The sequence below is a fragment of the Marinitoga sp. 38H-ov genome (genome assembly GCF_011057715.1).
Taxonomy (GTDB): Bacteria; Thermotogota; Thermotogae; order Petrotogales; family Petrotogaceae; genus Marinitoga.
Window position 1 is genome coordinate 17,592 of record NZ_LNGH01000054.1, and the last position, 19,878, is coordinate 37,469.

Below are 19,878 nucleotides of genomic sequence, written 5' to 3' on the forward strand. Positions count from 1 at the left end.
TAATATTAAATCTAAAAAACTTAAATACTTCTTAAAAAGCAAAATTATATTAAAATGTATTAATAAATTTACTTTACAACAAATTAGTTGTTTATTTTAGGAATTTTCAAAATTATTTTCTGATTTTTTTAGTAAATTTATAACATATTTCTCAAATGATTTGACAAATGTTTTGTATTCTAACTCATTGTTTTCTATTTTTCTTTTAGATTGAACAAAATTTTTAAACTCTTCATCAAGGATAATTTTTTTTGCAAATTTATATAGTTCGTCATAATTCCCTAATCTTGGGAAAATGTTTAAAGCATCATTATAAAACATCATTGGAAATGTATTCATTCTATTTTCTATACCCTTTAAGGAATAATCATATTCTTTAACAAAAGTTATTATAGGTAAATTAGCATAATAAGCTTCAATAAAAGAAAATCCTCCGGCATTTGGATCGGAATTAATAAAATAATCACAACTTTTTAAATATGCTCGTGCATTTAAATCTGCACCCAATAAAAGTATTTTTTTATTATTTATATATTTTGGAGGGATATGTTCTTTAAAAAATCCCTCATATGTAGGTCCAAAAAATACAAAAGTAATGTTTTCTATATCATCTGACAATTTTTTCACTACATTCCAATAATTTTTGCTATAATATTTTATAGCTCGTCCTATAGAGATAATAACTTTATTTTTTTGAGGTATATCATAATCTTTTTTTATATTCTTATTTTTATTAATCAACTCTGAATTTACTGGTGGTACTTTAAGAAATACATTTTTAGCAATATTTTTATCTTCTAATACAGTAAAAATAAAATCTAATTTATTGTCAAAATAAGGTTCTATATCTTGAGTTATTTGCCTTCCTATTAGTTTTGAAATTTTTCTTAATAAAGGATATATTAATATACCATATGGAGCAAAATATAGTGATTGGTAAAATGAAATATCAGGATTTACTTTTGAAATATATTCATAGTATTGAATTATTATGTCTTCTATGTTATTTGAAGGTTTTGGAATAAAAAAATCTATATTATGTTTTTTTAATATGTTTTTTGCATATTCTGCGTTTCTAAAACTATTTTCATCCAATAAACTTAAAATATGATATTCAATATTTTCGTTATTACTATTAATTATCATTTCAAAAACGAATCTAAATAATACTTGAAAATAATCTAAGCCATTTAAAACAAATAAAAAATGTATTTTTTCATCTTTTTTATGTTTTTGATTGAAGTATTTGTCATAATATTTATATAAAAATCTTTCTCCTTCTTTTTCTAAATATATAAAAGGATTATCTGATAAATATTCAAATCTATCATATTTATCAAATTTAAAATATAAATTTCTCAAAAAATAATTGATTTTTTGCTTTAATTCAAGTTTTCCGTTTATCAATAAATATTCTATAAATTCTATAAATTTTTTTATTTCCCCTTTTTCTAAATAATAATTTAAAATGTAGTCATTATTTTTGAAATTATCAGGATTTTTATATGATAATTCTAACATATGCTTTATATCATTTTTTTTATCGATTAAAGAAGCTATTACCTTTTTTACTTTATTAATCATTACTTGAAAAGAGTAATTATTTTCAATAAATTCTCTATATTTAATTGAATCATAATTGTTATCCAATATCAAATTAATAGCTTCATCTATTGTGTTGAATATTAACTCATTAGGCCATTGATTTTTACTTCCATAATAATTATGTATAATTGGTTTTAAACCTCTTGCCATACCTTCCATAATATTATAAGGGTGTCCTTCGTGAATGCTGGTAGAAAGAAGATAATTTTTATCTTTCCACCATTCATCCATATTTTCTACCCAACCATAAAAAATTACATTATTTTCTAAATTCATTTCTTTAACAATATGTTTTAAATAAATTTGGTATCTTAACTCTTGGAAATCTCCAGCAATATGAAGTTTATATCTTTTGTCTTTTTCAACAAGTTTTTTTATTATTTGAAGCATCACTGGAGGATTCTTTTTATGAGAAATATTAGCAACCCAGGCAATATTATATCCTTTTTCTCTTTTAGTAAATTGAATGTTATCAATTTTTACACCATTAGGAATTATTTCAATATCTACTAAATTTTCTATATTATGAATATATGATTTTATTATATCTTTAATATGTTCAGCAACTAATATTAATTTATCTATATTATTCCAATTTATTTTTGTTGGATAATAAGCTAATGACTCATAACTATGTAATCTTATAATTGCAGGTTTTCCTGATAATTTATTATAATTACTTGCAACAATAGCAACTTCATTTGCCCATTCTAACCAAACAATATCAGCCCAATCTATTGCTTGATATATTTCTTCATTTTTAGTTACAACAAATTTTCTTACCCAATATTCATTAGATAATCCCTCGATTATATCATTTATAAAATTATCAAGTCCTTTGGCACAAATAAAAGATAATTTTGGTAATTTTTTTGCATTTTCAAACTTGTTTTTAAAATTATTTATTTTATTTTTAAAGTAAGATTCTGAACCTTGAGGAGCATTATTAAAAGCTTTCTCTAAAAAGGATATAGCTTGATCAAAATGTCCTTCGAATAACCATAAATCTGCCAGCATATCATTAATAGCCCAGTCTGTAGAATCTTTTTCATAATATTTTAAAGCAATTTCTTTTAATTTATTCCAATTTTTGAGTTCATAATAAATACTGGATAAATTAAATAATGCGTCAAGGTTATTTGGATTAATAGACAACAATTTTTTTAAAACATTTATAGCTTTATTTTTTTTACCTAAATTATAATAAGCTATGGAGGCATAAATATAATCTTTTTCTGTTTTATCCTTTGTATTATTAAAAAAATCAATAATTTCATTATATTTTTTTTCATTGATTAAATTTTCTAAATTCATAAAATCCCTCCAATCTATTATATATTTCGACTTAAATAATCAAAATCCTTAATTCATTAATTCGCTTTACGAATTAATGAAAATGTGTTATAATTAAAATATATAAAAAATGGAGGTGAAATAGTGTTAAGTAAAGAATTAGTACATGAGATTATAGCCACTGTTTTAAAATATGGTGGAGATTTTGCAGAAGTATTTGTTGAAAAAAGATATACAAACACTTTTGAAATGAAAAATGGAGATTTAGAAAACGCTAGTTCAGGTAATTCCTTTGGAGTAGGTATAAGGGGATTTTTAAATACACAAGCAGTATATGCATATACTAATGATTTAAGTAGAGAAAGTTTATTAAATGTTGCAAAGAGAGTTGGAGAAGCTTTAGGTGAGATAAAAATAAAAGATTTAACTTTAAACTTAACTAAAGAAGAATTTGAAAATAAGCATATTGTATTATTATATCCTGAAGATATATCAAAGAAGAAAAAAGTAGATATAATGAAAAGAGCATATCATTCAGCGAAAAATTATTCTGATTTAATTAAACAAGTATTAGTGAGATATTGGGAATATAATCAAAAAATATTAGTTGCAAATTCTGAGGGTGTTTTTGCAGAAGATAATAGAGTTAGAACAAGATTGATGATATCTGCAGTAGCTGAACATAATGGCGTTATGGAAACAGGGTTCTATGGACCTGGTGCAGGAATGGGATTTGAATTTTTTGATAGAATTGATGTAGAAGAAGCTGGTAAATTAGCAGCAAGAACAGCAACAAAAATGGTTAAAGCTGATCCAGCTCCAGCAGGTAAATTACCAGTAGTTATAGCAAATGAATTTGGTGGAGTTATATTCCACGAAGCGGTTGGTCATGCATTAGAAGCAACATCTGTAGCAAAAGGTGCTTCAGTGTTTGCAGGAAAATTAGGTCAAAAAGTTGCTGCAGAATGTGTATCTGCAGTAGATGATGGTACAATACCAAATGCTTGGGGTTCAACAAATATAGATGATGAAGGTACTCCAACAAGAAGAAACCTATTAATAGAAAAAGGTGTTCTTAAAGGATATATGATAGATAAACTTGGTGGAAGAAGAATGAATATGGAACCAACAGGTAGTGCAAGAAGACAAGATTATACATTTGCTCCAACATCAAGAATGACAAATACATTTATTTTACCTGGTGATAGTTATCCAGAAGAAATAATTGCAAATACAGAATACGGATTATATGCAAAAAGAATGGGTGGAGGTTCTGTAAATCCAGCAACAGGTGAATTTAATTTTGCTGTAAATGAAGGATATTTAATAGAAAATGGAAAAATCACAAAGCCTGTTAGAGGTGCAACATTAATAGGAAAAGGTTATGAAATAATACAAAAAATAGATATGGTAGGAAATGATATTGCAAGAGGTCAAGGTATGTGTGGATCAATTTCTGGATCCATTCCAGCAGATGTAGGACAACCAACAATAAGGGTATCTGAAATAATAGTTGGGGGGCGAAACAAATGACATATGATGAATTTAAAGATAAAATATTTAAATTAGCTAAAGAAAAAGGATTTGAAGCACAAATCTCATACTCTAAAAATTATGAATTTTCATTAAGATTAGCAAATGGTCAAATGGATGAATATAAGGATGCTAACAATAGTTCTATATCATTAAAGGTATTAAAAGATGGAAAAATAGGTTCAGCATCAACTTCAATTTTTGATAATCCTGAGAGATTATTAGAAGAAGCAATAACAAATTATGAAATAATAGATTCTAATGAAGAAAATTTATTCTATGATGGTTCAGGGGAATATCTAAATATACAATCATATTATGGTGAATATGAAAAACTCAGTGTAAAAGAAAAAATGGAAAAATTAAATAAAATGTTTGAAGTAGCTTCAAAGGATGAAAATATAATGATGGTTCCTATGACAGTATATGGACATCAAACAACAGAAGTTTCAATGGCTAATACATTAGGATTAGATAAAACATATAAAGGGGATGGAGGATATGCTTATCTCTCAGTAGTTGCAAAAGATCAATCACCAAGATCAGGATTTTGGTATGGTTTAGCTCCAAAACCCGAAAATTTAGATATAGAAAAAATTAGTGAAATGGCTGTAAAAGAAGCTGTATCAAAAATAGGTTCTAAATCTGTAAAAAGTGGTAAATATAGGGTTATTTTAAGAAGCGATGAATTTGCATCATTATTATCAACAATGTTAATTCCAATGATCTCTGCAGAAAATGCCCAAAAAAATATGTCACCATTAAAAAATAAACTTGGAGAAAAGATAGCAAGTGAAGTATTAAAAATAAAAGATGTACCTTATTATGAAGGATCATTATCTAATGCGTCTTTTGATAGTGAAGGAGTGCCAACTAAAGAAAAAACAATAATAGAAAACGGTGAATTTAAAACATTTTTATACAATTTAAAAACAGCTAAAAAAGAAGGAAAAGCCTCAACTGGTAATGCTTCTGGTAGAGGTATAGCGCCAATAAACCTATTGGTAGAACCAGGAGAAAAATCATTTGATGAATTGTTAAAAGAATTAAATAATGGTATAATTATAACTTCTTTAGAAGGATTACATTCTGGTGCTAATCCGATATCAGGAGAATTTTCATTAGGAGCACAAGGTTTAAAAATAGAAAATGGAGAAATTGTTTGTGGGGTAGAACAAATTACAATTTCTGGAAATTTCTTAGAAATGATGAAAAAAGTTGAACAAGTTGGTAATGATATGTGGATATCATTTGGAGGTACTATAACACCATCAGTTATTATTTCAGAAATAGATATTGCCGGTAATGAGTAGGTGAAAATAATGCCTTTAGATCTTTCAAGCTTAGAAAAAGCAATTAATTCCCTTGATGAATTAATAAAAAAAACAAATGATAAAGAGTTTATGGACTCTTTGGATGTTATATTTAGATATGGAATTAAAGCTGGTGTAATACAAAATTTTGAATTCACATATGAATTGTGTTGGAAATTTATGAAAAGATGGTTGGAAGAAAATATAGGGCGAGCATATGTTGACGGAATAACCAGAAAAGAATTATTTAGATTAAGTTATGAAAATAAATTAATTGAAAATATAGAAAATTGGTTTGAATATCACAAATATAGAAATTTAACATCACATACATATGATTTAGAAATAGCTGAAGAAGTATATAATATATCAAAAGATTTCATTAAAGATGCTAAAATATTATTAGAAAGGCTAAAAGAGAGAAATGATTGAAATTAAATCCGAGCATTTTGGAATTGTCTTAAATATTCTAAAAAAATACTTAAAAGATTGTCAAATAATCATATTTGGTTCAAGAGTTACTGGTAACTCTAATAAATTTTCTGATTTAGACATTGCTATAGATTGTAATGAAAAAATTAAAATGTCTGTTTTATTTAAATTAGAAGAGGAATTTCAGGAGTCAGATTTACCTTTTAGAGTTGATATTATTGATTGGAATAGAACTTCTGAAAGTTTTAAAAAGGTTATAAATAAAAAATGTATAAAAATAAAACTATAGCAGCCTTTAGGCTGCTATAGTTATTATATTTTCAATCTTTTTAGTGAATTATCTAAACTCTCAAAAGATTTTGTTACCTCATCATATTTATTTGATAAGTATGATAAATTGTCTTCTATTTTTTTAGCAATATTTAATAATTCTTCTCCCTGAATTGATATATTTGAAATACTTTGAGATATCTCATTTGCACCAAAACTCATCTCTTCGGATGAAATATGCTGTTTTTCACTAAATGAATTTAGTGAAGTTATAGAATTTAAAATATCAGAAATAGAAGATTTGAAATATTCAAAAGTATTTGATAGTGAATTATATCCATTATTAGTGTCGTTTATATTATTTTTTAAAATATCAATTTTATTTTTTAATTTATCTGAAGAACTTCTAATATTTTGAATAGTGTCAGTAATTATTTCTGTTGATTTTTTAGTCTCTTCAGCCAACTTTCTAATTTCATCTGCAACAACAGCAAATCCTTTACCTGCATCTCCTGCTCTTGCGGCTTCAATTGCAGCATTTAATGCCAAAAGATTAGTTTGTTCTGTTATATTTTGAATGCTAAGTAATATTTCTTCTATATCTTGAGTTTGCTTTGTTAAATTTAAAATATCTTCTTCAATATTATTGTATTCAATAATAAGATTATCAGTAATATTTTTTAACTTTTTTAATTCTACAACACTTAAATCAGATTTCTTTTGTAAATCAACAGAATTGTTTTTTATATCTGAAGACATTTGAGAAAGTATTTGAGACTGATTAGATAATTCTTCAATATTAGCTGTAATCTCTTCGACTGAACTAGTAATTCTTTCAATGTTTTCTTGTTGTTTTTCTACTGAATTAATCATGTTATAAGTTTTTTCTTTGAATGAAGAGAAAGTATTTTGTGATTCGTTAAATATCATCTTGGAAGAATCAGATGTATTAATAACATTCTTAATTATATTAGAAAGTCCAAATAATGAATTATCTAAATTTTTTGAAATTATTTTAAATTCATCTAAACTATTTAATTCTGTTTTCATTGAAAAATCTCCATTAGATAATTTATTTAATACATCTGTGATTTTAGGTAATCCGAAAAGTATTTTTTTAGAGAAATAAATCAAAGAAAAAGCTAATAATATATTTAAAAATATACCTGTCATTACAAAACTTTTTTGAATATCAAGATTCAATTCTAATTTTAAGTTCATATATTTTAATAATATGGGAGCTATCCACATTGAAATTGAGAGAACACTAATAGTTAATTTTAAAGATATAGGTATTATAAGATTATTAATTGCATCACCTTCATATTTTTTTAAGAAGTTTGATTTTGAATATATAATTAAATAAATAGCAATAATATTAATATTAATTGCTAAAGCTCCTATTAATCTAATAATTAAAGTTTCTTCAGGTAATGGTTGAATAGAATTAGCAAATAGACCTACAAATGTTGCAGCAATAAAGTTTACAAAAAATAGAGAAATTGAACTGAATATAGGGAAATTAATTCTTGAATCATTTATAGCCTTTTTTGCTAGATATTTATTGAAAAATGCAAAACCTAAACCTAAAGTTAGAATTGCAATTAAATATCCTAATAAAAATATCCAAACAGGATAATTCTTAATACCTGCAAATATGTAATAACTAAACAATAGTGCTGGTGTATCAATAATAATAAGAGTATAAATAGTTTTTTTAAATATTTCCCATTCAAATGATTTGTGATTCATATTATCCCTCCAAATTAATTAATCTATCATTTGATATATTATTATATCATAAAAATTTCAATTAAATACATATTCAAAAAAATCTAACTTAAAATAATGACTAAAGATATAATAGGGGATATTTTGACAAATAAAATATATATTTGTATTAACTTAAAAATAAAATGCACTCTTATCCGAGTGCATTTTTTGTTAACTATAATGATTTTTTTAGAATCTTCATGATTTTTATTATATTCAAGACTTTTATATAAATAAAAATAGAACTATATTCACAGTCATTATAACAGTAAGTGCTTTTAATAAAAAATAGATATAATAAAATAATTAGAATTTCTATTATTTTTTTAGGACTATTTCTAAAAACATTTATATTTAAAAAGTAGTTTCTCAATACTTATAAATTTTTGTTTTTGTTAATAACCTTATTAATTCAGTAATGAAAATAATAACTACTATAAAATGTTTCCAAATAAGAAAATACGTGATACTGAAAAAAACAACACAATAAGAAATATCTATTATTTTATTTTGTTGTATTCTTTTTAATATTGAATATAAAATATAAGAAAAAATCAATAATATAGAAGATATCAAATAATTGTGCATATTTTGTCTTGTAATAAAGTTATTTGATATGTTTGATAATATTAAAAATATATAAGGAAAAAATCCCATTGCTAATGTAATAATTATTTTTTTAACCATTCTACAACATCAACTCCAATCGCACCTTGTATTCCTCCCACAACAATACCCGGTATTACACCAGGACCTCCACTAGCAGCTGCTCCCCATAAACTACCAACTATCGCACCAGATACCGTACCATATACCGTTTCTTTCCATGCTTCAATACCTTTTTGATTAAATTCTTCAATTTTTTGTGCATTTCTTTGTTGAAGTTTTTCCCACGATTCTGATCCTGTAATATATCTTCCTTGATTAACTTGCCCATAACCACTAACATTTCCTTCATAAATAGCATCCATTCTAATATTCACAAGAAACCCTCCTTGTAAATCATTTTATATTATATAGTAGTTTTTTAAATTCAATATTTTTTGAAAAATATCTGACTCCATTTATATAAAAATCAATAGAATAAATTCCTGGAATAAGATGAAGTGAATTAAGTTTAAAAATAACATAACCATCTGAAACATTTGTGGTGAATTCAAATATATTAAAATAAGACATAAGAATTATATTTTGCTCATTTTTTAATATAGCAAATACATTATAATATGTATTAAAATCATATATTTTATTAAAAGAAAAATTAATAAATATTGTATTATTGGCTCCTAAATAAAATACGCATTTTTCTTTTCCGTTAAATGAATTCGACACATAAATATATTTTAAACGCGGAATTTGCTTTATTAATTCATTTGAACACATTAATTTATTATTTGTTTTGATAATCTTATTGTTTATTATTGGTAATGGGATTTCAAGATTATTAGGTGTTTTTATTTTATAAAAATTAACATTTTTCAAATCTTTTTTTGAAATATTTGAAATTGGAATCTCTTTTAATGTATTTAAATTTTTATCTTTTTGTACAAATATAAATTTGGAAATATATGGAATCTCAATCAAATACATAAAAAATACCCCTTTTAAATTTTAAATAAAACTTGCTTAATATTAAACATAATTATTATAAATCAAAAAAAAAAAAAGTCAACAAAAAATCAAATATTTACTCTATTTTTTCAAAAATTAAATTAATAATTAATATATCATGTGATATAAAAAAGCAGTTGTTCCATTATTTGATAGGCTTGATAACAACAAAAATATATAGGACTAAAATCTTATTATTAATATAATAACAATTTTTCTAAAAAATTTTTTTAGCAACTCCACGACATCAATTCCAATTGATTCTTGAATGCTTCCAATTAAATTTTTATTCATAATTATTATGATAAAAAATTCAACATAAATTATAAAATATTAAAACGGTTATACTATATTAAGCTGATTAAAAAATGTTTTGGTTGTAGTTTATGTCAAAGTAGGTGTCCAGTTAATGCTATTAGTAATGTTATTTAATATTTTTTGTGATATTTTTATCTTTTTGTAATTTTTTCTTAATTGTAATCATTACAAATTATGGTATAATAAAACCGATAAAATAAATCCTATTTAAATTAACAAAGTTAAAAATATCACAAGGAGGAATTGTTATGAAAATCGTTATCATTGGATGTACACATGCAGGAACAGCTGCTGCTATAAATTCGTCAAAGTTATATAAAGATGCTGAAATTACAGTATATGAAAGAAATGATAATATATCCTTTTTATCATGTGGTATTGCATTACATGTTGAAGGAGTTGTAAAAGATCCAAATGGATTATTTTATTCTTCTCCTGAACAATTAAGAAGTTTAGGAATTAATACAAAAATGAGACATAATGTAAAAGATGTTGACTTTTTAAATAAAAAATTACTTGTAGAAAATTTAGAGACAAATGAAACATTTGAAGACTCATATGATAAACTAATTATAACTACTGGATCATGGCCAGTAATTCCAAAAATTGAAGGAATTCATATGGATAATATATTATTGTCAAAAAATTTTTATCATGCAGAGGAAATAATAAAGAAAATGGATGAAGTAAAAAATGTTGTTGTTGTTGGTGCGGGATACATCGGGGTAGAATTAGTTGAAGCATTTAGAGAACAGGGAAAAAATGTTACTTTAATAGATATTGAAGATAGAATATTAAGCAGATATTTAGATAAAGAATTTACAGATATTGCAGAAAGTGCATTAAAAGAACATGGCATCAAATTAGCTTTAGGTGAAAAGGTTATTAAATTTGAAGGTGAAAATAACAAGGTTAAAAAGATTATTACATCAAAAAGAGAACATAAAGCTGATTTGGTAATTCTATCTATGGGATTTAAACCAAATACTGATTTATTTAAAAATAAATTAAAAATGTTAGAGAATGGTGCAATTATTGTAGATGAATATATGAGAACAAGCGAAAAAGATGTTTTTGCTGCAGGTGATTCATGTGCTGTATATTATAATCCATTAAAAGAATACGAGTATATTCCATTAGCTACAAACGCTGTCAGAATGGGAACAATTGCTGCACATAACTTAAAAGAAAAAAGATTAAAACACTTAGGAACACAAGGTACATCTGGAATTAAAATATACGAAAATAATATTGCTGCTACAGGATTAACTGAAACAATGGCAAAATCTCAAGGTTTAGACGTTGAGTCAATAATAATAACAGAAAATAATAGACCTGAATTCATGCCAACATATGAAAAATTAATTTTTAAAGTTGTGTATAAAAAGAAAAATGGCAAAATTTTAGGTGCTCAAATATGTTCAAAAGCTGATTTAACTCAATCAATAAATACTATGTCTGTGGTAATACAAAATAAAATGAAAATGGAAGAATTAGCATTTATTGATTTCTTTTTCCAACCACATTTTAATAAACCATGGAATTTCTTAAATACTGCTGGATTAGAATATATAAACAAGAAGATGGCTTGATGCCATCTTCTTTATTGTTCTAACAGTTGTTTTGCTTCTTCTAATGTAGGTATTTTTCCAGAAACTACTATTTTTCCATCTATTGCTACTGCTGGAGTAGACATTACGCCTTTAGAAATAATTTCATTTATATCTGTAACATAAATTAGCTCAGCGTTTGTTCCTGTTTCATCCATAGCCATTTCCATAATCTTATATGTTTGTTTACATCTTGGACAACCTGAACCTAAAACTTCTATTTTCATATAATGCCCTCCTCATTCAAAAAATTTTTAAAATAAATTTCCATAAATTAATCCCCATGTTGTTGAAAAAATAACAACTAATGCAAAATAAGTAAATGCTTTCTTTTTACCTAATAATTTTGTTAATACAATCATATTTGGAAGACTTAATGTATAACCAGCCATAAACAATGCTAATGCAGGACCTTTTCCCATACCCAAAGACATTAATGATTGTATTATTGGAACCTCTGTTAATGTAGCAAAATACATTAATGCTCCAAATACTGATGCAAATAAGTTAGAAAACAATCTATTTCCACCTAATAATGTATGAACAACATTTTCTGGCAATGATACTGAAATAACTCCTGCGACAAAAACTCCTACAAATAAATATGGCAATATTTTTTTTGTAAAATCCCATGTTTCACTAATATACTCTTTTTGATGCTGTTTATCAAAGGTTAAAGCTATACCTACTGATATAATCGCAAAAATTGTCATTAATATACTTTTTAATGTTATATTTATTTTTAAGCTTCCTGTTATTAAAAAAGCCATTTGAAAGCCTAAAAATAATAATGTTTTTTGCCATGGTATTTCACTATCTTGACCAAATACAAATCCACCTTCACCTGTTTCTTTAAATATAGTTTGCATTATTAATCCAATAAATACAGCAGAAACTATAGTAGCAAATAATCTAACAAATGATAATTCCCAACCTAATACATTTCCTGTCAAAAATATAGCTGCTACATTAATTGCAGGACCCGTAAATAAAAATGCCATAGCTGGTCCAATTCCTGCACCACGTTTATATATTCCTCCAAATAAAGGCAAAATAGTACAGGAACAAACTGCTAATATTCCTCCAGAAACTGCCGCCACTGGATATGCTATTATTTTTTTAGCTTTAGGACCTAATAATTTTAATATTGCATTTTTACTTACAAAAACAGATATTGTTCCTGCTATAAAAAATGCTGGAACAAGACATAATAAAACATGTTGCCTTGCATAATCATGAAGCATTTCAAAACCGCCAATAATCGCTTTGTGAACCTCTTCACTTGTAAAAGGGATAAAATAGAAAGCTAAAAATGCTAAAAGAATTAAAAAGAATAATCTTAACTCTTTTTTCATAAAACACCTCCATTATTTTATAACACAAACTCCATCTTTTATAATTACTTTTTCTGATTTAATTAAATCCTCTTTGAATTCATTTTTTAAATCATCTAAAAGATAATTTAAAAATGAATATTTTTCCAAAAATTCATTATTTAATTTGTATTTTATAAAAACACCATCTTTTTCTGTTAAAACTAATTTAAACAATTTCATTTTTGATAAATGTCTGGATATTGTTGATTGTGGTAAATCCAAAATTTCTGTCAATTCACATACACATCTTGGTTTTAAACTTAAAATATTAATTATTCTTAATCTTGTTTTATCTGATAATATCTTCATTAATTCATCTATCAAAATAATCCCTCCTTTCATATATTCGCATATCCGGATATATAATAATATATTTATATTAAATAATTGTTATTCTAAAAATACAAATTTATTAATTATTTCTTAGAATATATAGAAAGAAAGTGATTAACATCCATTAATAACAATTATCAAACATTTGATATATTAATCTTTTTTGACATATTTTGCGGTTTTATGATATAATAATTTAAATTTTGTATTTTAAGTTAATATCTTTTCTGGGAGGTTAAGTATTTTGCTTTTATATAAACTCATTTTATTTTTTACCATATATATTTTTATATTACAGAAATATAATAGAAATATTTTTCTGATAAACTCTACCCAAAATTTAATAATCTTTAATAACAAACGGAGGCGCAACTAAGATGAGTAATCTATCCATCGCTTGGGTAGGTTTGGGATAGATGAAAGGCGAAGTTGCCGAAGGGTATAAGGCTTACCCACCTTATACGCCTGGTTATATAAGGAATACTTATATAACTGTCGCTTAATGCGGAGAGCCGTTTGGAATAAAATTACTTTATTTCAAACGGCCTTCTAATGAAGGCTTTTTTTATTATAATTTTCATTATATAACTTATTTAAGGAGGGGTTCTATGAAAAAACGTATTTGGGTAATTTTTATCCTGGCGACATTTTTACTAATGTCTGCTTTAGCATTTGCAAACGGGGGGGATACTGAAACAATAAATTATGGTTTTTGGTCAATTATTCCTCCACTACTAGCTATTGTTTTAGCTTTTGTTACTAAAGAAGTTATTCTTTCATTGTTATTAGGTATTTTTTCTGGAGCAGTAATTAATGTATTTGCCACATCCAGTTCTGGATTTTTCATGAAACTTATTGAAAGTTATACAAAAACTTTTGAATATCCAGTAAACGCTCTTGCTGATGGATGGCATGCTGGTATCATTATTTTTACATTAACAATTGGTGGTATGGTTGGAGTTATTGCAAAAATGGGAGGTACAAGAGCTATCGCTAATGCACTTGCTAAAAAAGCTAAAACTGCTAGAAGTGCTCAATTAGCTACAGCTTTAATGGGTGTTGTTGTATTCTTCGATGACTATGCCAATACTCTTATCGTTGGTCCTACTATGAGACCTTTAACAGACAAATTAAATGTTTCTAGGGAAAAATTATCATATATTGTTGACTCAACAGCTGCTCCTGTTGCTACAATGGCAGCAATATCTACATGGATTGGTTATGAATTAGGATTAATTGGTGATGCATTCAACGCATTGGGAACAGATGTAAACCCATACGGTGTATTCTTCCAATCAATCCCATATAGAATGTATGGATTATTTGCATTATTTATGGTATTTATGGTTGGTTTCTTAATGAGAGATTTTGGTCCTATGTATGAAGCAGAAAAAAGAGCTAGATTAACTGGAAAGGTTTTAGCTGATGGCGCTGAACCTATGTTATCTACAGATTTTGAAAAAGAATTAGATAATAGTGATATTCCTTTAAGAGTATCAAACGCTTTAGTACCTATTTTAACATTAATTATTTTTGCATTTGTTGGATTATGGTATTCTGGTGGTGGATTAGAAGAGCCATTTAATTTAGAAGGAATTAGAAATGCATTTGGTAACGCCGATGCTTCAGCTGCTTTAATTTGGGCATCTGCTTTAGCAAGTATAGTTGCTGTTATAATGGCTGTTTCTCAAGGTATTATGACATTAAGAAAAGCTTTAGAAGCATGGGTAGAAGGTGCAAAATCATTAGTTATTACCACAATTATATTAATTTTAGCATGGTCAATTGGTTCTATTGCCTCTGATTTAGGAACAGCTGAATATTTAGTACAAGTCGTATCTTCATCTTTACCTGGTTGGGCAGTTCCTGTATTAGTATTTATTATGTCATCTATAGTTGCATTTGCTACTGGTACATCTTGGGGTACAATGGCTATTATGTTACCTTTAGCTATTCCTTTAGCAGCAGCTTATACTGGAAACGCCCCATCAACATTAGTATTTGCTACATTAGGTGCTGTATTAACAGGATCAACATTCGGAGATCATTGTTCTCCTATTTCAGATACAACAATTATGTCTTCAATGGCATCATCATCTGATCATATTGATCACGTTAAAACTCAATTACCATATGCCGTAACAGTTGCTTCAGTTGCAGCAGTTGGATATATTTTAGTAGGTATTGGATTACCTATTTGGATTACATTAATATTAGGATTTGCTTCAGTATGGGCTATTTTAAGATTCTTTGGTAAATCAACTGATCCAAAAGATTTAAAAGCCATTTAAAAACCAATTAAAAAAGGAATGGCCTAGCCATTCCTTTTTAATTAAATATACTTAATCTAAAACTTTGAATATCTTCATCTGAGCTATTATATTCTTCTTCATCTACTCTATTATACTCCCAATCAAACAAAGTTAAGTATATTTCTCCTTCTTTACATTCAGTAAATATTGAAGGTACTGTATCCTCTTCATCATCTATACTCATAGCTTCAACAATAAAAGAATATGCTTTTGCTTCTGTAATATCAGATACGTCTTTTAATAATTTTTCAGCCATTTCAAATTCTTCTTCACTTTCAAATGAAAATGGAAAAGGTATTGCTACATCTTCTACTTCAACATTATATTCTTTTAACATATCTTCCAAATCTTTTGCATAATCAGCATCAAATTCAGATACTTTTTCTACTAATTTTTTTATTTTTTCTTCATCTAATGATGTCCATAACATTACTGTTGGATGTATATGATCGCCATGAAAAATACCGTCATTTGCTCCTTCAATTGCTGCTTCATGATAATTTTTGCATTTTGCCATTTTTCTCACCTCTATATTTAAATGTCAATATTAGTATACCATTAAATAATTAAAATAATTCAATTTTTATATGAACACTATTTAATTATGAACATTTTAATTATGAACATTTTGACCATCCACATGTTTTACAAGACATACATCCTTCTGTCATTAGTAATGAATTTTTACTTAAACACGTTGGACAATATACATTTCCTTCTGTGTCAACATAATATCCTTTTGTATATTCAAGCTTATTAGCATGAACAAATTTTTCAACTTCTTCTTTGCTCAAAGGTTTTCCAACATGAAATACCTCAACTTCATTTTCTTGCCATAATGCTTCAAAATCATCTAATGCACTTTTTATTTCTTTGGATATACCTTTACAATATGTTCCTTTTACTTTAGATAATTGTTCTAATATTTCATCAACAGAAACACCAGATCTTAAAGCAATAGAAGATAATCTACCAATAATTTCAGCTGTTTCTGTTCCATCGGATAGGAATATTTCTATAGCCTCACCATTATCATCAAAAGATACTGTAATATACACAGTTCCAGACTCTGTTTTGAATTTTCTAGTTACACTTTTTAACGTCTCTTTTCTTGGCCTTGCACGTAATTTATGTTTTTCATCCAATACAAAAAATGTAACTTTCTTTTCATCTTGTTTTTTAGCCTTAGTAAGAACCTGTGTTTCTAATGAACCATCCCTGTATATTGTTATACCTTTTAGATTTAATTCCATTGCTTTTTTATATATTTCTTTTATATCTTCAACAGTTGCCTCTTTTGGTAAATTAATTGTTTTAGAACATGATGCATCTAAATAACTTTGAATAACATTTTGAGCTAATAAATGATCCATCCCAGAAATGTCCATAGCTGTTACAAATACTCTCTTTATTTCTTCAGGTATTCCATCTATATTTTGCAAAGATCCTTTTTCAATAATTTCTGCTTCTAATTCGCTGTTTAAGTCACCATCTAATTTATCTCTCAATATTTTATTCATATATGGAAGCGGTACTCTATTACCCTCTTTATCTGTCATATATCTAATATATGCAAGCATAAAATTAGGTTCTATTCCACTTGAAGTATCTGCAATATTAGATATGGATCCTGTTGGCGCTACTGTATTTACTTGAACATTTCTCTTATACTTTTTTGCATCTTTAAAAAAGTGCTCTTTTATTAATTTATTCCATTTTCTTATATTCTCTGAAAATTCATCATCTAACATAGGAAAAGGTATAAACCCATCTTTATATTTTGACTTTTCAAATAATGGGAAATTACCTCTTTCCTTTGCTAATTCAGTGCTCGCCAAATGCGAATAATATGCAAATTGAGCCAATGTTTCTGCCATAAACCTTCTGCCTTCTTCAGAATTATATGGTAAATCTTTTTTATACATAGCATCGGCAAGTCCCATAATACCTAAACCTATAAATCTTTGCTCTTTTGAGACTTTATCTATTTTTTCAAGTGGATATACATTTATATCTATTACGTTATCTAAAAACCTTGCTGTCCAATATATTAATTCCTTATACAATTCATTATTTTCGCCTTCTGGGTTCCCTAATTCAACAAAATCTACTACTTTTGCAATATCAATAGAACCTAAATTACAACTCCCATATGGAGGTAAAGGTTCTTCCCCACAATCATATGATAAAATCCCATTTGTAACCCATACATAATCAGGTCCTGCTGTAATATCATATACTCTTTCTTCACCTGCATCAATAATTTCAGCAATTTCAATAAAATTATTATTATGCCTTTTAGAAATTAACATATTTAATTGTTTTTCATCAACAAAACCTATTTCATCATAAAATTTATAAGAATCCTCACCAGAAATAAGTAATTTATATTCTTTATTATAATCATTTTCAAGTGTTAATGTAGAATTAATTCCAAAAACCAATAACAACAATTGAACATTTTGAAGAACTTTTTTTGAACTACTAGATAGGCTAATAGAACCTTCTGAATTATCTACAGAACCATTTGCAGAAAACAATAATGTTAAAAAATTCTTTTGAATTTCTTTTTCAGATTCAAAAATTATTTCAAAAATTTCTTTTTCCAATGTAGAAATTTCTTTTTTCATTATTTCTTTAAATGATGAAAAATTCTTAGACATAATTAAAGATATATATTGATTTTCTTCTATTATTGATTTTTCAAGTATTGATTTTTTAAACTTTGATTTTTCAAATTCTATTTGATCATTAACTACATTAACCTTATCTCCTACATTAAGATTTTTTATCTCAACCCAACCATTTTCTGTATAAACCTTATGATCATATGTTGCTACTAATTCTATACCATTTTTTAATATTATTTTTTTCACAGGTTTAATGCCTTGGTCAATCACTTTTTCTATATTTAAAAATTGTTTTGAAATTGGGCTCCACACTTTCATATCAGTTGTTAGATCTTTAGCATTTATTAATCCTCTATCTGTTAATATTTTTGTATCTCCTATAACACAAGGATTTGTTGCACTAACTGGAGTTACATCTCCCAATGCATAATATTTATTATGTCTTCCTAAAAACAACATCCCTGGATCTCCAGACTTCCATGCATTATTAGCAATTAAATCAAAAAACTCTCTTGCTTTAATTGTTCTTTTTATGTTTGAATTTGGATGTGTTAGTTCAATTTCTTCATCATTTTCTAATTTTTTTAAAAACTCTTCAGGATTATCGAAATTCACAGATATATTAAAATAATTGAGAACTGATTTACCATCATTATCTTTTTTCGAGTTAATAAAATCTATAACATCTGGATGATCATATCTCATTACTGCCATTTGAGCTCCGCGCCTTGCACCACCTTGTTCTATAGTTGATGCGGTTGTATTAAACACATGCATAAAACTTATAGGACCCGATGATTTACCACCTGTTCCTGCTATAGAACTTTCTTTTGGTCTTAATACTGAAAAATCATATCCAACACCGCCACCATATTTTTGAATTAATGCAGCATCTTTTACTGCATTAAAAATACCTTCCATTGAATCTTCAAGTGGCACAACAAAACATGCAGATAACATATTATGTCTATTTCTCGAATTAAAAATAAAATTATAATCTTCTAAAGTCATATCTTCTAACTTTTTTTCAAAAACATCTCTGGAAAGTGTTTTTCCAGCATTAAATAATGTTGGACTATTTGGCAAAAAAACCCTACTTTTTATTAGTTTAAAATATATTTTTTCAACATTTCTTATTTTTTCAATATCTTCTGTATATAATATTTCTGCACTTGCTATATATCTAGAAACCCTTCTTGAAATATCATCCCAAGAATGTTCAAGATATTTACCATTTCCATCTTTTAAAAAATACCTATCCCTTAAAATTCTTTCTGCATTTTCAGATGGATTTATATCAGAGAAAAAATCCAAAAAACTTTCTAAATTATATAATTGTTCCACAAAAATACCCCCTTATAATTTTCATCATTTATCATTATACCACAATATATTGTGTCTTAACTTTTTCTTTACACAATACTTTGTGAAATATCTATATTTTTTACAACATCATTTATTTAAAGTAT

15 protein-coding genes and 1 riboswitch are annotated in these 19,878 nt (G+C 26.3%); of the genes, 6 read left to right on the top strand and 9 right to left on the bottom strand.

The window, feature by feature from the left end; all coding sequences use genetic code 11:
- Nucleotides 1–96 precede the first annotated feature (96 nt).
- Nucleotides 97–2,919, bottom strand: coding sequence for a glycosyltransferase (locus tag AS160_RS10585; RefSeq protein WP_165148812.1), 2,823 nt, complete (start codon nt 2,917–2,919; stop codon nt 97–99).
- Nucleotides 2,920–3,042: 123 nt separating this feature from the next.
- On the opposite strand from AS160_RS10585, the gene AS160_RS10590 reads away from it, so the two are divergent.
- The 4 genes from AS160_RS10590 to AS160_RS10605 are packed head-to-tail and all read left to right on the top strand — an operon-like array spanning nt 3,043 to nt 6,465.
- On the top strand, nt 3,043–4,431 hold the full coding sequence (locus tag AS160_RS10590) for a TldD/PmbA family protein (RefSeq protein ID WP_165148815.1): 1,389 nt from the start codon (nt 3,043–3,045) through the stop codon (nt 4,429–4,431).
- A complete protein-coding gene (locus tag AS160_RS10595) occupies nt 4,428–5,744 on the top strand; it encodes a TldD/PmbA family protein (RefSeq protein WP_165148817.1) in 1,317 nt (438 codons plus the stop codon). The genes AS160_RS10590 and AS160_RS10595 overlap by 4 nt, the downstream gene beginning before the upstream one ends.
- A 9-nt stretch (nt 5,745–5,753) precedes the next feature.
- The gene (locus AS160_RS10600; protein ID WP_165148819.1) at nt 5,754–6,176 is read left to right on the top strand and encodes a nucleotidyltransferase substrate binding protein; all 423 of its coding nucleotides are present in this window, start codon (nt 5,754–5,756) and stop codon (nt 6,174–6,176) included.
- The gene (locus tag AS160_RS10605; protein WP_165148821.1) at nt 6,169–6,465 is read left to right on the top strand and encodes a nucleotidyltransferase domain-containing protein; all 297 of its coding nucleotides are present in this window, start codon (nt 6,169–6,171) and stop codon (nt 6,463–6,465) included. The genes AS160_RS10600 and AS160_RS10605 overlap by 8 nt, the downstream gene beginning before the upstream one ends.
- 23 nt (nt 6,466–6,488) lie before the next feature.
- On the opposite strand, the gene AS160_RS10610 is transcribed toward AS160_RS10605, so the two are convergent.
- From AS160_RS10610 to AS160_RS10620, 3 genes are all read right to left on the bottom strand, one after another.
- Nucleotides 6,489–8,198, bottom strand: coding sequence for a methyl-accepting chemotaxis protein (locus AS160_RS10610; protein ID WP_165148823.1), 1,710 nt, complete (start codon nt 8,196–8,198; stop codon nt 6,489–6,491).
- Between the two features lie 692 nt (nt 8,199–8,890).
- Nucleotides 8,891–9,202 carry a hypothetical protein gene (locus AS160_RS10615; RefSeq protein WP_165148825.1) on the bottom strand — a complete coding sequence of 104 codons (312 nt, stop codon included), beginning with the start codon at nt 9,200–9,202 and terminating at the stop codon, nt 8,891–8,893.
- A 19-nt stretch (nt 9,203–9,221) separates the two neighbouring features.
- Nucleotides 9,222–9,809: a hypothetical protein gene (locus AS160_RS10620; protein WP_165148827.1), complete on the bottom strand. Its 588-nt coding sequence runs from the start codon at nt 9,807–9,809 to the stop codon at nt 9,222–9,224.
- A 587-nt stretch (nt 9,810–10,396) separates the two neighbouring features.
- On the opposite strand from AS160_RS10620, the gene AS160_RS10630 reads away from it, so the two are divergent.
- Nucleotides 10,397–11,740 carry an FAD-dependent oxidoreductase gene (locus AS160_RS10630; RefSeq protein ID WP_165148829.1) on the top strand — a complete coding sequence of 448 codons (1,344 nt, stop codon included), beginning with the start codon at nt 10,397–10,399 and terminating at the stop codon, nt 11,738–11,740.
- 11 nt (nt 11,741–11,751) lie between these two features.
- Here the strand turns inward: AS160_RS10630 and AS160_RS10635 are convergent, their stop codons facing one another.
- Genes AS160_RS10635 through AS160_RS10645 form a run of 3 tightly spaced genes read right to left on the bottom strand, consistent with a single transcriptional unit; the run spans nt 11,752 to nt 13,458 of the window.
- A complete protein-coding gene (locus AS160_RS10635) occupies nt 11,752–11,985 on the bottom strand; it encodes a thioredoxin family protein (protein WP_165148831.1) in 234 nt (77 codons plus the stop codon).
- A 27-nt stretch (nt 11,986–12,012) separates the two neighbouring features.
- Nucleotides 12,013–13,113: a permease gene (locus tag AS160_RS10640; protein WP_165148834.1), complete on the bottom strand. Its 1,101-nt coding sequence runs from the start codon at nt 13,111–13,113 to the stop codon at nt 12,013–12,015.
- A gap of 12 nt (nt 13,114–13,125) precedes the next feature.
- Nucleotides 13,126–13,458, bottom strand: a complete 333-nt coding sequence (locus AS160_RS10645; RefSeq protein ID WP_165148837.1) for a metalloregulator ArsR/SmtB family transcription factor — start codon at nt 13,456–13,458, stop codon at nt 13,126–13,128.
- Nucleotides 13,459–13,820: 362 nt separating this feature from the next.
- A riboswitch (Lysine riboswitch) is annotated at nt 13,821–13,990 on the top strand.
- Between the two features lie 85 nt (nt 13,991–14,075).
- Here AS160_RS10645 and AS160_RS10650 point away from each other — a divergent pair.
- Complete coding sequence (locus AS160_RS10650) at nt 14,076–15,758, top strand: Na+/H+ antiporter NhaC family protein (protein WP_165148840.1); 1,683 nt, start codon at nt 14,076–14,078, stop codon at nt 15,756–15,758.
- Between the two features lie 37 nt (nt 15,759–15,795).
- Here the strand turns inward: AS160_RS10650 and AS160_RS10655 are convergent, their stop codons facing one another.
- Together AS160_RS10655 and AS160_RS10660 are read right to left on the bottom strand one after the other, a co-directional pair.
- Nucleotides 15,796–16,296 (bottom strand): hypothetical protein, encoded by a 501-nt coding sequence (locus tag AS160_RS10655; protein ID WP_165148843.1) that lies wholly within the window; start codon nt 16,294–16,296, stop codon nt 15,796–15,798.
- A 100-nt stretch (nt 16,297–16,396) separates the two neighbouring features.
- Nucleotides 16,397–19,753, bottom strand: a complete 3,357-nt coding sequence (locus tag AS160_RS10660) for a ribonucleotide reductase N-terminal alpha domain-containing protein (protein WP_165148846.1) — start codon at nt 19,751–19,753, stop codon at nt 16,397–16,399.
- Nucleotides 19,754–19,878: the final 125 nt, after the last annotated feature.